Source organism: Polynucleobacter sp. es-MAR-4 (assembly GCF_018882055.1).
Lineage (GTDB): Bacteria > Pseudomonadota > Gammaproteobacteria > Burkholderiales > Burkholderiaceae > Polynucleobacter.
Genome location: NZ_JACVPF010000001.1, coordinates 549790 through 567889 on the forward strand (window position 1 = coordinate 549790; position 18100 = coordinate 567889).

At 45.3% G+C, this 18100-nt stretch carries 18 protein-coding genes; 1 reads left to right on the forward strand and 17 read right to left on the reverse strand.

What is annotated here, in order from left to right; genetic code table 11:
* Positions 1-2: 2 nt before the first annotated feature.
* The 11 genes from ICN16_RS02775 to ICN16_RS02825 all read right to left on the reverse strand — a co-directional run bounded on the left by ICN16_RS02775 (position 3) and on the right by ICN16_RS02825 (position 8144).
* Complete coding sequence (locus ICN16_RS02775; RefSeq protein WP_216133755.1) at positions 3-941, reverse strand: LD-carboxypeptidase; 939 nt, start codon at positions 939-941, stop codon at positions 3-5.
* Complete coding sequence (tadA, locus tag ICN16_RS02780; RefSeq protein WP_216133757.1) at positions 938-1393, reverse strand: tRNA adenosine(34) deaminase TadA; 456 nt, start codon at positions 1391-1393, stop codon at positions 938-940. Before tadA ends, ICN16_RS02775 begins: the two co-directional genes overlap by 4 nt.
* An 8-nt stretch (positions 1394-1401) precedes the next feature.
* Positions 1402-1866, reverse strand: a complete 465-nt coding sequence (gene queD, locus ICN16_RS02785; protein ID WP_216133759.1) for a 6-carboxytetrahydropterin synthase QueD — start codon at positions 1864-1866, stop codon at positions 1402-1404.
* Positions 1867-1907: 41 nt separating this feature from the next.
* The gene (queE, locus tag ICN16_RS02790) at positions 1908-2561 is read right to left on the reverse strand and encodes a 7-carboxy-7-deazaguanine synthase (RefSeq protein WP_216133761.1); all 654 of its coding nucleotides are present in this window, start codon (positions 2559-2561) and stop codon (positions 1908-1910) included.
* Between the two features lie 28 nt (positions 2562-2589).
* Positions 2590-3279, reverse strand: a complete 690-nt coding sequence (locus tag ICN16_RS02795) for a hypothetical protein (protein ID WP_216861862.1) — start codon at positions 3277-3279, stop codon at positions 2590-2592.
* A 14-nt stretch (positions 3280-3293) separates the two neighbouring features.
* On the reverse strand, positions 3294-3992 hold the full coding sequence (locus ICN16_RS02800) for a hypothetical protein (protein WP_216133765.1): 699 nt from the start codon (positions 3990-3992) through the stop codon (positions 3294-3296).
* 46 nt (positions 3993-4038) lie between these two features.
* Positions 4039-5934 carry a radical SAM protein gene (locus ICN16_RS02805; protein WP_216133767.1) on the reverse strand — a complete coding sequence of 632 codons (1896 nt, stop codon included), beginning with the start codon at positions 5932-5934 and terminating at the stop codon, positions 4039-4041.
* Positions 5931-6755, reverse strand: a complete 825-nt coding sequence (locus tag ICN16_RS02810) for a ferritin-like domain-containing protein (protein ID WP_216135616.1) — start codon at positions 6753-6755, stop codon at positions 5931-5933. The genes ICN16_RS02805 and ICN16_RS02810 overlap by 4 nt, the downstream gene beginning before the upstream one ends.
* Positions 6756-7124: 369 nt before the next feature.
* Positions 7125-7493 (reverse strand): DUF6876 family protein, encoded by a 369-nt coding sequence (locus ICN16_RS02815; protein WP_216133770.1) that lies wholly within the window; start codon positions 7491-7493, stop codon positions 7125-7127.
* On the reverse strand, positions 7490-7648 hold the full coding sequence (locus ICN16_RS02820; RefSeq protein WP_216133780.1) for a hypothetical protein: 159 nt from the start codon (positions 7646-7648) through the stop codon (positions 7490-7492). Before ICN16_RS02820 ends, ICN16_RS02815 begins: the two co-directional genes overlap by 4 nt.
* A 58-nt stretch (positions 7649-7706) precedes the next feature.
* Positions 7707-8144 (reverse strand): DUF6641 family protein, encoded by a 438-nt coding sequence (locus ICN16_RS02825; RefSeq protein ID WP_216133782.1) that lies wholly within the window; start codon positions 8142-8144, stop codon positions 7707-7709.
* Between the two features lie 137 nt (positions 8145-8281).
* On the opposite strand from ICN16_RS02825, the gene ICN16_RS02830 reads away from it, so the two are divergent.
* Positions 8282-8623 carry a hypothetical protein gene (locus tag ICN16_RS02830; protein ID WP_216133784.1) on the forward strand — a complete coding sequence of 114 codons (342 nt, stop codon included), beginning with the start codon at positions 8282-8284 and terminating at the stop codon, positions 8621-8623.
* A 614-nt stretch (positions 8624-9237) separates the two neighbouring features.
* On the opposite strand, the gene ICN16_RS02835 is transcribed toward ICN16_RS02830, so the two are convergent.
* From ICN16_RS02835 to ICN16_RS02860, 6 genes are read right to left on the reverse strand one after another with little or no spacing between them, the layout of a single operon-like run.
* Positions 9238-9765 (reverse strand): hypothetical protein, encoded by a 528-nt coding sequence (locus ICN16_RS02835; protein ID WP_216133786.1) that lies wholly within the window; start codon positions 9763-9765, stop codon positions 9238-9240.
* Between the two features lies 1 nt (position 9766).
* Positions 9767-12523, reverse strand: coding sequence for a DEAD/DEAH box helicase (locus tag ICN16_RS02840; RefSeq protein WP_216133788.1), 2757 nt, complete (start codon positions 12521-12523; stop codon positions 9767-9769).
* An 11-nt stretch (positions 12524-12534) separates the two neighbouring features.
* Complete coding sequence (locus ICN16_RS02845; RefSeq protein WP_216133790.1) at positions 12535-14250, reverse strand: site-specific DNA-methyltransferase; 1716 nt, start codon at positions 14248-14250, stop codon at positions 12535-12537.
* Positions 14250-17132: an SNF2-related protein gene (locus ICN16_RS02850; protein WP_255533572.1), complete on the reverse strand. Its 2883-nt coding sequence runs from the start codon at positions 17130-17132 to the stop codon at positions 14250-14252. The genes ICN16_RS02845 and ICN16_RS02850 overlap by 1 nt, the downstream gene beginning before the upstream one ends.
* Positions 17119-17742, reverse strand: a complete 624-nt coding sequence (locus ICN16_RS02855; protein ID WP_216133792.1) for a GIY-YIG nuclease family protein — start codon at positions 17740-17742, stop codon at positions 17119-17121. The genes ICN16_RS02850 and ICN16_RS02855 overlap by 14 nt, the downstream gene beginning before the upstream one ends.
* A gap of 2 nt (positions 17743-17744) precedes the next feature.
* Positions 17745-17933, reverse strand: a complete 189-nt coding sequence (locus ICN16_RS02860; protein WP_216133794.1) for a hypothetical protein — start codon at positions 17931-17933, stop codon at positions 17745-17747.
* Positions 17934-18100: the final 167 nt, after the last annotated feature.

Genomic DNA, 18100 nt, shown 5'->3' on the forward strand with positions numbered 1-18100 from the left:
AACTACCACTGAGACTGAATGGTAAATCCTGAGAGATCATATTGAATGTGCGCTTGCGCACCCACAGGCAAAGTCAGCTTTTCCGCCTGGTGGCCAAAGGGCAATCCTGTTAATAACGGGATATTGTCGGGGAGGCATTTACTAATGGCCTCAATTGCACTTTCCAGCGTGTAGCCACGATCATTGTCGTAAAGACGATAGGCCGAGAATCCACCCAAGAGAATAGCGCTTTGATTGCTCAATATGCCAGCATCCAATAATTGCATCAACATACGCTCTATTCGGTAAGGATGTTCATTCACATCCTCTAGAAACAGAATCCCGCCTTGGGTTTGTTGCTGGCTTGGCAAGTATGGCGTTCCAACTAGACCTGCTAATACGGTTAAATTTCCACCCCAAAGCATACCCGAAGCTTGACCTTTAACGGATTGCTTTAAGAAGGCTTGATTGGACTGAATAGTGCACTCCAATTTGCGCTCGTTGATGGCTTGTTGGAAATGTGCCCACATAAATTCATTGGGGTTTGTGCCCTGTTCGCCCTGACAAGCAAAATCAAAATTGAGCATGGGGCCTGCCAACGTTACTGCCCCAGTCTTGGCCAATAAACCGAGCTGGAAGACCGTGAAATCACTATGCCCACAAATCTGTAGACCGCTCTTAATAGTATTGGCAATCGCATCCCACTGAATATTTGGAAGCAAGCGATGCAAGCCGTAGCCTCCACGCATAGCAACCACAGCTACTTCAGGAGGTAGCTCAGCAAGTCGGTTAATTTCAGCTAAACGCTCGGCATCGGAGCCAGCAAAACGTTGCTCAACTCGGTTTACACATGAAGTATTGAGAACCTCAATACCCTGCTTCTGCAGCCACTCGATTCCAGCCAATGGGCTACGAGTGTCTAGACTGGCCCCCGAAGGAGCAATCAAATGAATTTGCTTCAACGCCGCTCCTTAAAAAAATCACGCAGTATTTGCCCGCATTCCTCGCTCATGATGCCACCTTCAACTTGGGTCTGGTGATTAATCTGTTTTTCCGAGAATACATTAAGCACGCTTCCTGCGGCACCTGTTTTAGGATCAGGCGCACCAAATACTACGCGGTCTACCCTGGCATGCAGCATCGCCCCAGCGCACATGGTGCAAGGCTCAAGAGTGACATAGAGGGTGGTGCCTGGTAGACGATAGTTAGACTCCTCTAGTGCTGCTGCGCGCAAGGCCATCATTTCGGCATGGGCACTAGGGTCGCTGTTGCTAATTGGTTGATTAAAACCAGTTGAGATTACTTGACCATCTCGCACTAATACAGCGCCGACCGGTACTTCACCTGCGACCGCAGCGCGCTTGGCTTGATCCAAAGCTTGCTGCATAAATTGGCGATCAAGCTCTGCTTGCATATTGCTTCTTAGGAGTGAGAAACGTCAGCCCAGCAATTGGGGGTTTCATAGAGGCGAATAGATGCCAGCTTAAGTCGACCATCAAATGCTTTTTCAAAAATAGGTTGCAATACCTTAAAGGCTGCACTCGCTAGATTTTCAACAGTAGGAACGTGCTCCATCACTACCGTCTTGTGATTCGGAATCGAATTTAAATAATTCACCAACCCAGCATCTTCTTTGGCCACCAAAAATGCATGATCCCATGGCTCCACTACATATTGATTGGTAAGGCGCTTGATGTCCCCAAAATCCAGAACCATGCCATCGTCTGCCTTACCTGGATGATCAGCAATCACACCGGTGAGTGTTACTTCAATAGCATAACGATGGCCATGCAAATGGCGGCACTGACCATCATGATTCGGAATGCGATGTCCCGAGTCAAATTCAAGTCGGCGGGTAATGGAAATAGCTTCTTGCTTGGTGGTCATAATTACTTTTCTGAATTCTGAAATAACGCTAAATAAAACTACTATCGAATACCGATCATTTTATGAGTCTGAACACTCAAGCGCCATAAAGGACGCTTTTGACATAGACGTACTGCTAATGCGAGGTTCTCTTGAAGGTTTGGTCCATCCATGGCTTGCAAGAAGCGATTGCGATAATCCATCTTCTCAAACCGAGCCAATAAGACTTCAACAGAACCATGGCCCACCTGAGGAATAACCACTTTAATCTCATCTGCCTGCAAGACAATTAGATCAGAGCCAGCCTTAGGACTGACGCATACCCAATCAACGCCCTTAGGGACTTTAATCGTGCCGTTGGTCTCGATAGCAATGGCGAAACCTTTGGCATGTAAAGCATCAATCAAAGCGGCATCTAATTGCAATAATGGCTCACCACCGGTAAAGACAACATAACGCTGCTGCGGTCCCGCCGAAGTACTACTCCAGACTTCTTCTATGGTGTCCGCTAGTAAAGCAGCAGTCTCAAACTTACCGCCACCAATGCCGTCACTTCCAACAAAGTCGGTATCGCAAAATTGGCAAATCGCAGTTGAGCGATCCTCTTCGCGACCACTCCATAGATTGCACCCCGCAAAACGACAAAATACAGCCGCGCGACCAGCGTGGGCGCCCTCACCTTGAAGGGTTGGAAAGAGTTCTTTAACGGTATACATAGCTATATCTTGATTTTATGCGCTTTGCTTACTTCCAGGACACAAGCTCCCACTCTAAATAGTCTTCCCAGAGAGCATTATTCCAAAACATGCCCGGCCATAAATAACGCCCATAGCCGCGCCGAATAACCCAACGACCGATTTCTGGGGAAAACCAAACATCTTCCTGGCGGTAATTAGCAATCCGAGAGAAGTCATTGCTGGTGAAGTAAGGTGCCTCGTTTTGGTACTTTAAGACCGGAAATTGCCCGGCTGGAGCACTAACGCGCTCCCACCCTACTGCGGATATATTGAGGCCCCAGTAATAGTCGCCGTCGGGGTATCCAACTACTTGATAGCGGTTTCGATAAAAACCTGACCATCCCGGGACAAGTTGCTCGGGCCACAATGGAATTGGCTGCAAAAACTTTTGAGGAGGGTTCCAGTGTGGGTCCTGCAAGATATAACCCCACGGCTGCTGAATCTCATCAGGGAGCTGCCCTGCCTTTAGTCCACTTCGCTCAATTCGAATCTGGGGCCCAATAGCAACTACCCTCTCCGTAACAACATCCACCAACTCTTGGTTAAAGACATTGCGAACGTTATATACCCACTGCTGACCAACTTGCGGGGCCCTCACCTTTGGAGGGGTAATCGGCTGAGGCAAAGCTATTGAAGTCGGATAAGGCTGCGTAGCAATACAGGCCACCAGCAATGCTGGCGACAATAATAAAAGCAATCTTCGTATTGCGTTTACTTGTAAGAACTCAGTTGCCACTGGTAGCTACCTTCTAGAATGACCGCCCCAATTTGCCCTTGAATTTGATAAGAACCAGATGCTTCACGGGCAACCCAGCGTCCAATTTGAGGGGCAAACCAAACTGTTTCTTTGCGAATGCAATCGACCTTGTTGTCATCATCACTCTCATAATAGATCAGGGTCTGAAAACGAAGCGCTACAAACTCTCCAGCAGGAACAGTGATCTTTTCCCATCCCTGCACACTCATATACTCCTGCCAGTACATTCGCGAGTCAGGGTAGCCAGCAATACTGTATTTAGTATTGAACTGCTTAGCCCAGGTACTGGAGAGTTGCTCCGGCCAAAGCGGCAAAGACGGACTGAAGTTCAGCAAGCGTGACCACTGGGTATCTGTAGAAACCATTCCCCATGAAGTTTGAATTTCACTAGGTAGGCGAGCACCATCAGCAGTCATGCGGTCAATCACAATGGTTGAGCCAATATTGGAAACCCGCTCAGTAATCACATCCAGAGTTTTGCCATCAAAGACATCTTTCTTGATATAGGTCCACTCTTGACCAATTTTCGGCGGACGAACTACTGGCAATGGATTTGGCTGAACCACTGGAATGCCATGCTCATACGAGAGTCCGCCACAAGCTACTGGAGACAAAGCGGCCGATACGATGAAAGTGCGACGAGATAGATTCATATTGCTACTCACAGTGAATTAAATAAATAAGTTGAGTGAATAATGCTTATATATGCTTCAGTGCCTTGGCGATTTTATTGCGCCCTACTGAAGCTTTTGGAATACCCCGAATATCAAACCACTTATGGACGTCTTCTTCAAAACCTACGCCGTGCATAAAGTTATAAATCGCTTTTTTAAGGCCAATCCCAAGTAGATCGTGATCCACTCCAGCAGGGTCAATAAAGGCAACATCGTTCTTAGCAAAGCTAATGGGAGGCAATGGCACAAGCTCGATTCCATAGGCCGCTGGGTCAAGACCTACAGGCGAATGTACTGTGCAAGTAAATCGATGGAAAAAACCGCTCTGAATACAACCGTTCTCAAAAAGCTGGCGAACGTATTCAAGCGAGTCGACAGTCTCTTGAACGGTTTGGGTTGGGAAGCCGTACATGAGATAGGCATGAACCAGGATACCTGCATCCGAGAATCCTTTGGTTACTTGAGCAACCTGCTCGACTGAGACTCCCTTCTTCATAAGATCAAGCAGCCTGTCAGAGGCTACCTCTAAGCCTCCCGACATTGCAATACACCCACTTTGTGCTAACAACTCACATAACTCTGGTGTAAAGGTCTTTTCAAAGCGGATATTGCCCCACCAGGAAATCACTACCTTACGACGAATCAATTCTTCAGCAAGGGCTTTCAAGACTTTGGGTGGTGCCGCCTCGTCTACAAAATGAAACCCTGTCTGACCAGTCTCGGCAACAATTGCTTCAATACGATCTACCAAAAGGTTTGCTGAAGCAGTTTCATAACGAGAGATGTAATCTAGACTGACATCACAGAAGCTGCATTTTTTCCAATAGCAACCATGGGCAACGGTAAGCTTATTCCAGCGCCCATCACTCCACAAGCGATGCATGGGGTTGAGCATATCCAGTAAAGATAAATAGGAATTGAGCGGCAAGCCATCCCAAGTGGCAGTTCCGACTTCCTCGAATGGAATATCCGGTTCTTGCCAGTTAATGTAACGAACTTCATTATCAGCATTCCGGATAAAGGTGCGCACCAATCTTTCTGCAGAACGCTTACCATTCAAATGCTCAAGTAGAGCAAGTAATGGCCTCTCACCCGAGTCTAGGGTGATGTAATCCACAAAATCAAATATCCGCGGATCCGTGAGTTCACGTAACTCAGTGTTGACATAGCCACCACCAAGGCCAATTTTGATACTGGGGTAATCTCGCTTGATGGTTTGGGCGATTCTTAATGCGGCGTACATTGCTCCAGGAAATGGCACTGAGAGCAAAACCAAGCCAGGCTGATGCCGATCAATTGAGGCTCGTGTCAGCTCCTGTAAATGCACATCCATTAATGTAGGGCTTGCAGCCAAAGCATCTGCTAAAGGCGTAAACGTAGGTTGACTACCAGCCAAGGATTCTGCATAGCGTACAAACTCAAAACGCTCATCTACTGCATCACGCAGGACATCGGATAGATCATTGAGATACAGGGTGGCCAAATGACGAGCGCGATCTTGAGAGCCTAGCGCACCAAATGCCCATGCCAATGAATCGCCACCCTCCTCCTCGTCGTAGGCGTCTAACGATGCAAATCGAGGGCCTTCAGGCAACAAAGTGCGGCTGTTGATGCGATGCGCAAGCGTACTATCCCGCCCTTGCAAAAAAGCAATAGCTAAAGCGATGGTGCTCTGATAATCCGCAAAGTAATCCAAGAAAAAGTTGATGCTCGCACTACGATTTTCTTCGGGCAGTTTCAGCGCTTGATCTTTTATCTCCAATAAACCCTGTTGAGTAAAGAAGCCCAACACTAAGGCCAAGGCCAAATCCTCTTGAACGGCATCAAAACCACGTGAGCGCAGAAATCCAGTGAGATAAGCAGTCGATGGATACGGCGTATTAAGCTGCGTCATCGGCGGAATGAGACTCAGAATCTTCATGCCGCCTGCGTCCGTTTATCACTGACGGATTCTAGTAAATTTAATTCTTCAGCAGTAAACCCTGCTTGCTCGCGTGCTTCGAAATTAAATGGCCCCCTCAAAGTAGGTGCGCGATATTTTTCAGCTAACTCTCGATAAGTCGCAACCGGAGATAAATTGTCATTGGCGCATAAGAAATTAAACCAGCGATTACCTACAAGTACATGCCCAATTTCATCATGGAGAATAATTTCCAGGATTTCTACAGCGCGATCATCTTTGATTTGCTTGAATCGATCCCGAATCTCCGGAACCGCATCAAGACCTCTTGCTTCCATTGTTCTAGGAACTAAGGCCATGCGCGCAATCACCGAATCGGTCGTTCTCTCAACCATCTCCCACAAACTATTGTGGGCCGGGAAATCACCATAGCCAAATCCGAAGGACTGTAAGTGCGCATTAATCAAACTGAAATGATATGACTCTTCTTTTGCAACCCTGAGCCAATCTTCGTAATACGCCTCAGGCATATTCGGAAAACGCCAGATGGCATCCAGCGCTAAATTCATAGCATTAAATTCAATGTGAGCCAAGGAATGCCAAAGAATGACTCTGCCTTCAACCGTATCCATTTTTCTTTTAGGAACAAACTTTGGTGCAACTAAATCTGGTTTAGCTGGTCGCCCAGGGAGGCAATGATTTTGACTATCAAGGTTGCTGGAAGGATTTATAGCAATGCGTCCAGCCTGATGCTCTGCAAACAAGTTAGCTAACTGGCTCACCTTGGACTGCACATCGGTATTTGCCAGTATTGCGAGGGAGGTTTCTCGTAACTCAAGCATGGTCATGGGTAAAGGCGGACTTAGTCGCCTATTCCCATTCAATAATTACCTTGTAAATTGTTGTTTATTTTCAACAACTTACAAGCTCGTTTTGATTGTGTGTAACTTTTGTGCAACATCATTTTTTATCGCCATCTCATAGTTACGTGCACCCGCTGGACAGTTCATATTTTACGTGAAAAGAAAGTTACACGGTGTGCTTGTCAAACCAATGGCAAAAATAAATATGCTCGCTGGAAGAAATTGATTTAACCCAAAGAGCAAAAAGTAATTTTATTTTTTACTCTCTTCACATAGCATGTCATCAAGATTGCAGCGACATACCTAAGGGAGAAAAAACCCCCGCCATTTGATTCATTTGACTGAGTTTCAGTACTCACTAGTCAGCATACCAACCCAGTATTCGCCATTCCAACAGCCATACAAACTGAACTTTTCTAGAGGAAAGTCGGTGTAGTCAAAACCTTGGAAAGATAGCAATTTCCCGTTGCCATCTTCGATATTCACCCTGCCACCATGACCTTTGCGCATGAATTTCAAGACGGTGAACGGATTTTGGTTGAAATCTACGTCTACCAAATGCAGGCCATAAAGTTGACCAAGCCAATAGCAGTCAGCCTGTTCCATCAAATACTTTAGACCATCGGTAACCACAAAGGTTGGTAGCAGTCTGTAGTAACGCTCTGTGCCAATGAATTGACTGAGATTTTCTACAAGTTCTTGGGTTGATAATTTCATACGGGTTTGGTAACTACTTGGGTTAATCGTTGCTGTGTCTTTTGAAGCTTTAAGCGCAGCGCGGCTTCTTTGGCTCTTTTCTGTAGCGCCTTAGCTTGTTGCCTCATTGCATCTACACGCTGCTGGGCGGCATCAACAAATTCAAATGCTTTCATATACGTTCCTAAAAAAGTATTTATGGGTGTGCTAGCGCTAGGCAAGCACACCACCTACTTACTTAAGAAACCCACTACGCAATTGACCAGAAACAGATTCGATCTGCGCATCTAGTTCGCCAGCCAAGACTGCTGAGTTAACAGCTTCCAAAGCCTCAATCAATGCATCTGGGCTAGCCACCTCAATTGCAGTCTTGCCTTTTGCAAGTTCAATCACCTTTGCGCCATATCGAATTGCAATGCAGCACTTGCCGTTTTCTGCAACAAACCACCATGGCTTGATACGCTTGGGCACAGTCACTGCGACACGCTCTCCATCGGCGTTTGTGACGGTTTTATGCTTTGTAGGAGCGTAAGTACCGCCCTCGCTTTGTGCCTTAGCTAGCTGGATTTGTTCAAAAACTTTGCTGCTAAGTTTGTTCCTACGCTGCAAGACAGGCGGTTGGTTTGTCGGCTTTTTCGCTGCTACGAGCTTGAGTGATGCAAGTGTTGCCATTTGTGTTTCCTTTCATGTTTTACAGGGCAACACAAATTTAGTTTCACCGACATTGGCTGGGCAACCGGAAAGATGGGGACTGAATTGAATAGAGCCAAGAATTTCACGAATTCATATCAATGCGGCTAAATACTTGCATGAAAAATCGCAAACCAACACAGCTACAAAGACAGATCGAATCAAAGACGCAAAAGGACACAAAACAGTCCAATGATTGGTTAAAAGAGAATGGCATCAACTCTCAAACCTTTGCATTTACACACGTAAAGCTAATACAGGCAAAACAAAAGGCGCATGACCTACTTAACAACTACAAAAATCTATTGACACCGGCACAAGAGAAAAAGCTGAAAGACTTCCAAATAAAAATGAACACAGGGCACATACGAAAGAAGCTAAAACCAGAGGCAGCCAAGGCCATATTTGTCATCAGCACTCAAATCAAGCGTAAAGCGCACAAACTAGCGCAGGGAATTTAATAGGCAAATCCACGGTACAACCAACCGTAAAAAAACAGGTAAAACGCGGGTTGAAATATGACGGCTAATGACCCCGCCCTACACATGTTGACGTAACAGCGTGTGAAAAAATAGGTGTGCCGCAGAGCAGTACGTGTAAAAACGGCTGGGAGTTTCAATACATCAGTCTCCAAACCAACTCTGTTACGTTCGTGTAGTAACGACTCAACTCAAATCAACTACACGACACGGCGGTTCATAGCACCAAGGTTCAAACCTCGTGCTATAGCCGTCGTGCGTCCAATCTAATCTAAATCAACCAAAACCACTTCACACAACTCCGTTGTGTTCAGCTTTAAAAAGTGCCAAGTTAAGCCAAGAGCGATAGCGAATGGGCTTGACGAAGGCACAAGCAAACGCAGTTTGCTTCATTCAAATCCAGACTTAGAGATGGGATAAAACCCTCGGGTTTATGAAAAAGCATGGTTTTTCGTAAAAGTTGGCAAAAAACCTGCATTTCCAAAAACCACTACTCAGCCAGCCATTAGCCATTAATTGACGCAATTTTGGTCATTTGTTCACAAAATTGCCGCCGTTTCATCGTGTTCATCGCGTTCATCGCGTTCACGAATTCATCACTGTTCGTCATCTGCCTCGCTCTTTAGCATTTTAAGTAATTGTTCCTCAATTTCCTGTACCTGCTTGTCCCGAGTAGTCTGGTTTGACAACACCACACGATTGAAAGGCTTAAGTCCAGAACGAACAAGCGCATTATTTGCTGCTGGATAAGGACTTTTATTCTCATCAACTGCTTTAAAAAAAGCATCTATAAAAGTCTTAGCCCGCCGAATTTCAATCTTATCAATCGACTTTTCATAGGCATCTAGCAAGCCATCTTCTATCTCCTTGCTAGACTTTTTAAGGATTTCAATTTGTACTTGACGTTTAGATTTCCAACCTAGGGCATCTTTTTCTTCTTGAGTTCTTGCCCTTTTTTTACTACGCAATGCTTTCTGGTCAGCCCATGCCGCATCTAACTCCAATCGCTGTGCAGGTGTCAGTAAATTTTTTTTATCTCTAGGATGCACCTCTGCACCTGCCTCAAGTTCAGCAATCCTTTTGTCTATACGGATTTGACGGTCTTGATCAGTCAGCTTAGGCATATCAACCCTTGTATTGCTTGACCAGTCCACTCAGTGTTGCACTAGGAAGAATTGCAGTGTGCGGAATAAGAATGTAGGCCCACTCTTTACCGCCATTCTTCACCTCATGCGCAGTTGCATTCTGGCACCACGTAACCGCAGCACTCTTCTTAGCTAGCACGTTAACATCATCCATCATGCTGGCTTGCTTAGGCTCGATGATGTATTTGTGTGTCGCCGTTTCAACCACAAAGTCTGGTTCATAGTTAGCAGTACTGCCGCTTGCATCTCGGTAGCTGATAGAAAATTGATCACGAGTAGGCTTAAACCACTTCTTAACGTCCAAGTCTTTTTCCAGCAAGCTAGCAAAGGCACGTTCACTATCACTGCTAAATTTTTGCACTGGATATGAACAGCGTTCAAAGCCACCAAACAACATACCGCCGATCCTGTCACGCTCACCCGTTGCCAAAGGTTGATGTACGTTACGCAGCTTCTCATCGCCATCAGCCGAGTAGCTTGTATCCGTAAACGTTTGATAGCCACGACTAACAGTTACCTCGTAGCCCTCGTCAGCCTCCTGCCACCAGTGCTGCTGCATTTGGGCATGAATGTAGGTGGAATACTGACGCTGGTTGAACTGAATGACATTCAGCACTTTCTCATCGGTATCCAAATAACTGCGTAGCTTGGCTACCACTTGACTAGAAAGCTTGTAAAGAATGTCCGCATGCTCGTCGTAGCTGATGTCATCAAAATCCACCAAATTACGGACGATGTAATCCTCAAACCGCTCTTCAGTTGCGTAGGCTAAGTCCGCATGAATTCTTGACCTGTCACTAGTCCTCAAGTGTTGAATAAGAATGTTTTGATCAACTGGCTGCTGATTGATAGCACTGGTATCAAGTTCAAAATCTTTAAAGCCTGTTCGCACATTGCCCTTTGGTCTTACGCTGATACGCGGAATACCAATATTCAAGTCCAAGTACCGCTTCAAGCTATCTTTGACAATGGCTGCAATATCGGGCTTTGTACTTGTTTCAGCAAATTCAGCTTGCGCTGGTTGGTAAGTGGTCTCGTATGCCTCAGTCACTTTCTTTGCGATACGTTCTTGTACGTCTGGCTTGATAAGGGCTTCAAGATTTGGTACATCCGATACCCTACGCTCGTTTTCCTTGATCGCCTCAACGATTAAGTTGACCACGGTCTGTTCTTCGCGTGTTGTTAGCACGGGCTTTTCCTGTACGCCCAACTCAAATTGCTGGGATGGCACGGGTTGAACTGTAGGGCGACCAATGAGCTGCTCAATGGCAGTATTGGTCACTGTCACAGCCTTTTTACCAACCAAGCTAACGTCTTTGCCGATACGAACGACAGAACGAATGATTGAGTTTGGTTTGTTTGCCTCGTTGATAATGGCATCAAACTTGTCGTGCGCAACGATGGTCAATCTATCAACGGCAGCAACACCCATGCGCTTACCGTACGGCAGACGTAAGCCACGACCAATACTTTGCTCAACCAGTGTCGAGGAGTTGGCAGCACGTAATGGAACGATGGTGTACAAATTCCTAACGTCCCAGCCTTCTTTCAATTTATCTACGTGGACAACAATCTCTGTCGGCTCATTTGGGTCTTCGACTGCAAGTAAACGTGCAATCGTCTCATCGCTCTCAGTACCCTTTTGGTTGGAGTGAACGGTGATTACCTTGTCTTTGTAGCGCCCATCAAAAAAGTCATCACGCTTTATGCGTTCAACAATATTGTCCGCATGTGCAGTGTCTTTTGCCACAACAAGCATGAACGGCTTAACAATTGGTAAATTGTGATTACGGGCAAATGTTGCAAGCTCGATCTTTGTGTCTTCATGCACCACAACGCCATCACGTATTTTCAAATCTTCAAGTTCTTCCTCGCCATAGTTATCGGCGTTGAAGTCTTCACGTGTCGCAACTGCTGGCTCTTTTACAAAGCCATCCGCAATCGCGTTAGCCAATGGGTAGTCAAAAATAATATTCTTGAAACGTTCGGGTGTTGTGCCGCTTTCAATCTGCGGTGTAGCAGTTAATTCCAATCCAAGCATAGGCTTGAGTTCATTGATTGCCTTAAAACCTGCACTTGCACGATAACGATGGCTCTCGTCCATGATCATTACTAAGTCGTCCAAGCTGGCTAGATACTCAAAGTAGCTTTGACCGATGTACTCGCTTAGGCGTTTGATGCGCGGGGCTTTACCACCACGCACCTCACTGCTAATCTTTGCAACGTTAAAAACGTTGATGGTTACTTCATCTTGATTTAAGCGTCCGCTGCCAACGTCAATACCGCTGTCATAGTTGTCGCCAGTAATCACTAATGGTGGATTATTTGCAAACTCTTGCAAGCCATTGAGCACGTACTTGGGCGATGCTGGTGAAAAATCAGTAATTAGCTTGTTGTAGATGGTCAAGTTTGGCGCAAGTACAAAGAAATTACGCACACCGTATTGCGTGTAGAGCAAAGCCATAAATGCCCCCATCAAGCGTGTCTTACCAACGCCAGTGGCTAGCGCAAAGCAAAGTGACACAAAGTCACGATCAAAGCTTGCAACGTTTGGGTAGGCCTCCTGCACCTTTGCTAGTTCAGCCACTAAGTCACCACCTTTTACAGGTGGATTTAGCTCAAGTATGTAAGCCAAAATTTCAAGACTGTCGCGCTGAGGCTGACGAAGGCTAAGCCGTGAACTGATTGCATTCACGTTGCGCTTTGATTGTTCGTTGAGGCTGTAGAAGGCTGTCATGTTTACTCTCTTTACTCTTCGCCAAACAAGTCAGCTTCTTTCATTGCTGCTTTCGTTTTAGGAGCTACTAATTCCTCGTCGGCTATCTCTGCTAAAGGCAAATTAGATATGTTTAAGCTGTAGTCGTCTTTGCCCCACTCACACTTAGATAGCAGTGCATGCGGCATCTTTTTAAGTGTTAAGTTTGATAGCTTGTCATTCAGCATTGACGAACTTGCTTTAAATGCGGCACAACAGACTAGCAACGTGCGATCGCTACCAACATCCTCGCTCAGTGCAACCAACTGTTCTTCTGTAAGCGTTTGCGTAGTTACATATATAAAGTCTGTTTCAGTGCTGTAACCATGTGCCCACCATTCAGTTTCACTTGGGCTATACGTAAACCCCTCATGCTTGCACACAGCAGCAGCAAGCATATTGGCGTCGTAGTCTTTATTAATTACCCAGTTGTCCCATTTGTCTTTTGCAAGCAAAGATGGTGCAAGTTTGTAGTAACGGAAACCCCCGCCGCCTTTCCAATTTAACGCCTTACTTACCCCAGAATGGTCATCTCCATCGATAATTGCTTTCAATCTAGGTATCACATGCGTATGACATTGCTCCCCCAACTCAAGCATTACCCATTTTCGCCCCATCTTGTGAGCAACTGCACCTGTTGTTCCAGAACCCGCAAACGAATCCAATACTATGTCGCCTTTTTCAGTCGCAATTTCAATAACTCTGTGCAATAACTTTTCTGGCTTCTTGCCTTTTGGAAAAACCACATTACCTTCATTTGCGATGCCTTGATATGGAATATCAAGCCACATATTTGTTAATAACTCACCAGTCACTAGCTTGCCATCGATAACTTTCATCTTGTCTTTATAAAAAAGAATTCTGTCGCCTTTTATCAAATAAATGTCTGGGTTATCTTCGCGCTTTTGCAATAAGATTTCAGTTGGGCGACTTCTTGATTCCAAAATAAGTTCTTTGGTTTCCTTGCCCACGCCTTCAAAGTTAGGCTGTGCAAATCTAATAATCCTCTCGGGGAAACGCTCAAGGCATTCATCCAAGGTTAAGTTCAATTTCTTTAAGGCTGTTTTTAAAGACACAAAAGACCAGTATTGAGTACCTTTCTCATAATTTTCAATAAATTTGTTGTAAGCAGTATCAAATTCACGCTCAGTAAACTGCTGCTTATAGTTCCATCTACTTTTATTTTTTGCATAAACAAGCAAATAGTCAGCAACTTGGACTGGTGATGGGTTTATTGATTTATGACCTGTTGGAGCACTTCTTTTAATTGTGTTTTGAATAACAAAATTATTTCTTCCAAATATTTCATCGCACAATACTTTTAGATAGTGAACTTCATTATCATCAATCGTTATCCAAAGAGAACCATCCTCAGTTAAAAGTTTATGCAACACTTCAATTCGATCACGCATAAGCGATAACCAAATTGAATGCTCAAGTCCGTCTTCATAATGCTCAAATGCTGAGCCAGTGTTATAAGGTGGGTCAATAAACACACATTTAACTTTACCCGTGTACTCTTGCTCCAACGCCTTAAGTGCAAGCAGGTTGTCACCATATATCAACTTGTTATCAAATAAGTCCTCATTTGTAAATCGCTTTGAAGCGTGGTAGGAAAGCTCTGCATCTTCAATAAGTATTCGCGGCTCAACTTTATTGCGGCTATCTTTGCCAACCCAATTCAATTCTAATTTGTGTTTTTTAGTCATTATTTCAAGCTCCATCGCACAACAAACAGTTTCGTCTTGTTCACAGTACATTGCAATTGTTTTTCCACTTTCTTGATTAACGTATCACGCTGTTCGTCAATGCGATCTTGCGCCTCATACAAGCTTCTACGTTTAGCATTTCTACTTTGTTCAAGGGTGCGTAAGTTTTTTTGATGCTCTAACTTTGATGCAAGTGACATGGCTGTGGAGGCAGACTTCTTAGCCTCTTTGATGTCCTTGTCAAGCTGTTTGATTTCAGTCTCAAGTCCAAACTTCAAATCATCAGCCCAGCTATCTAACTTGCCAGCCTCTTCATCAAAGTAAACAGCATTACGCTCATCCAGTTTTCTTGCCACGGCATCACGTTGTTTACCTATTGCCATTTCAAGCTGCACTGTTGGTACTTGAGAAGTACAAGAACTAATGCTTGAACAATGGATTGCCATTAGCCGTTCAGCTAATTCAGCATCAAGCACTTCACCATCATCTGTTATTGCAGTGATAGCCAAGAAATCCTCATCCTCAACGCTGCTTACAGTTATCTTTTCTGCGGCAACCCAGCCACTTTTACCAAGGTGCGGCTCAAGTGCGCTGACTTTGAATGGATATGCGTTGTAATCAAGCTCAAGCGTAACGTTGCTATCTAAATCACGTCCCAACGCATTGCTAACAATCCAACTTGCAAGTGGACTTGTTTCTGCAAAAAAGTGCTGGTCTTTGCTATCGGCAGCTCGCCAATCAAAGTTATATGTGCCCACTAGAGCGCCACTGTCTACTGGACTTTCATGTAGGTCAAAGACTGTTCCGCTAGCCTCAAACTTAGCAATATCTGCTAACTCAGTTTTTGCAAGCATGAGCAGCAAGCTACTTCTTTTGTCCAGCATTGCCTTAGTTTGATCGTGACTAACTTTTAAACGTGCATTTACCTCTTCGTCAAAGTTCTCAAGCAGCTTTAAGCGTGTTGTCTCAAGTGCGGCCTTAATCTGCTCGTCAAGCTCTTCTTGTATTTCATCGAATGCAAGTTGAATTTCATCGGCTGTTCGGCACGTTTGGTAAACCCCTGCAATCCGCTTCTCAATATCTACGCCATTCTCAATTACGCCAAGTACTTCATCGCTTGCCCCGAACACACCATCAAATAATTTAAATTTTTCAGCCAGTAGTTGATACACACGCTGGTCAGCAGCATTGCGTTTATTCAAAAAGTTAACGACAACCACGTCAAACTTCTGGCCGTAACGATGGCAACGCCCAATACGCTGCTCTACACGCTGAGGGTTCCATGGCAAATCAAAGTTAACTACAAGAGAGCAGAACTGCAAGTTCACACCTTCTGCCGCACTCTCAGTGGCAATTAGGATTGTTGCGGTGTCTCTAAAGTGCTCAACAATTGCAGCCTTCATGTCAGCAGTTTTTGAACCCGATACCTTGTCACTTCCAGCATGCTTCTTAACCCAGTCAGCGTAAATTGCTTTTGATTGTGGGTCTGTGTTTGTCCCGTTCATCAAGCAGATTTGGTTCTCAAAGCCAGACTGCGAAAGCAGCTCAGCCAAGTAACGTTGAGTGCGTGTTGATTCGGTAAAAATTACAGCCTTCTTCGCAGCACCGATACCTTGCAGCTTCTCAAACGCAGTAGCTAAGACCTTTTGTAACGCCGCACCCTTTGCGTTCTCACGTATACCGCTGGCAAGTTTTGCATAGTCTCGCAACTCTGCTAACTCAAGCCGCAAGTCTTGCAGCTCTTCTTCAGTCAACTTACCGCTTGCCTCTTCTACTGCATCAGCGCCAATTTCGTCCGTCAGTTCGTCAAGACCTTCAATCTCGCCATCAAGCAATTCCAGAACACTTTGGCGTGCTTGGGTTTGTTCAAGTCGTTCGACCAGTTTTTGCAGTGTTGCAGCAATAGCATAGCTACTCGATGCCAATAATTTTCGCAGAACAAGCGTCATCAACGTTCGCTGACTTCTTGGCAGTGCATTTAACTTTTCACGTTGAAGATACGCTGACACTTGCTCGTAAAGCCTGTGCTCATCATCGCTTGGAACAAACTCTTCCGTCATCGCCACACGCTGCGTGAACTTGATGTACTCAAGAACTTGCTTACGGAGTGTGCGCTGGCAAAAAGGTTTGATGCGCTCTTTTAATCTTGAGTTACGCAGGTTTTCATTTACGCCACGGATGTACTGTTCTTTAAAGCTAGTAATGTCACCGAACACGTGCGGGTCAATGATGCTTACCAGTCCGTACAGCTCAAGCAAACTGTTTTGCAACGGTGTAGCTGTCAGCAGTAACTTGGGCACATCTGCAACAACACCAGCAATTGCTGATGCCATCTTATTTCCAACTTTGTAGACGTTGCGCAGCCTATGCGCCTCATCTACAACGACCAAATCCCACTCAACATCCTCAAGCACATCAGCTTTTGATGCAGCAAAGTTATAAGAGCAGATAAGCAAGCTATTGCCACTTAACAATGTCCCGTCTTTCTTTAATTGCTTGTATGTGCCATTTTCAAGAATAGTACTTGGAATGTTGAACTTGTCCATTAACTCCTGCTGCCATTGCTTTCGCAAAGTTGCTGGTGCAATGATCAACAGCTTGCGTTTACGTTCAGCCCATTTTTGACTGATGACGATACCAGCTTCAATGGTCTTCCCCAAACCAACTTCATCAGCAAGTATTACGCCCTTACTAAGTGGGCTGCGTACAGCAAACAACGCTGCATCTACTTGGTGTGGATTCAAGTCAACTCGTGCTGAGGCTATTGCATGACTGAGCTTGTCAATGCTGTTAGCTGGTTGCCGCAACGTAAGTTGTGTAGCAAACAGCTTTGATTGGTAGGTTGAATACGGGCGCATGATGTGAGCGTTAGTCTTGCTCATCCTCCAAGCGCAAACGTCGAGCTGTCAACGTCTCATCTTCAAATTTCCAGTAATCACTACCGCTTACAGCCGCCCATTTGTAGCCCATCTTTTGTGTAGCAATGAGTGCCGCCTTGCTTGGCGACATGATTTGATTCTGGAAGTCCACTTCACCGTTTGCAACAACCGTGCAAGTCACCGCCTCATCTTTTACAAAAACAAGCGTTGCGCCAACAGGAATGTTCAGCTCGCTGAATTTAAGCCTTGATCGTCTATCCTGTGCGACTGCTGCCTTCTGCAATGCCTGTACATCACTAGCATCAACAACAACGTCAGTTCTTGGCGTAACGTCTTTTGGACTAGCAATCATGATTGCAGCACGGACTTGGTTGGGGTCAACTCGAAAAAACTCCCGATTACTTCGGACTCGCTTATCAGCAAATGCCTTATGCAAATGTGCTTCAACATAGGTCGAATCGTTCACCTCACCTGCAAAAAAGCATTGGAATGGCAGTGGAGTGCTTGTGTTGTCAAGTTCTTTGATGCGCTGCTCTACGCTTGTTGAAGTCCTGCCGATCTTTACGAGACCGTCCATTGCTTCATTTGTAAGTACGTATACGATTTCAGCCATAGTTAACCTGCCATCTTTTTAGTTTTAATTGCTGCTTTAGTCTTGGTTGCATTCGTTTTCAACTGTTCTACGTAGCCCCTCATAAACTGTCGAAGCACCTGCGCCGCTGGCACATGTTGAGCTTGGCAAGCGGCAACGAACTCTTCCCGCAAATCCTGTTCAACCCGTATCCGCATTCCAGCATCTTTCATACTGCCTCCGTGTCTCCAATGTGTATCCACTTTACCATTAATATCGGTTCAGTTACCAGCAAAATGTTCACGAACAGTCACGGACAGCGAACATTGCGGACACAGTGGTCAAAAATCACCACCTCAAAAGCATAAGTACTCCCCTGCAACTTTTTGCGCAGCTTGTT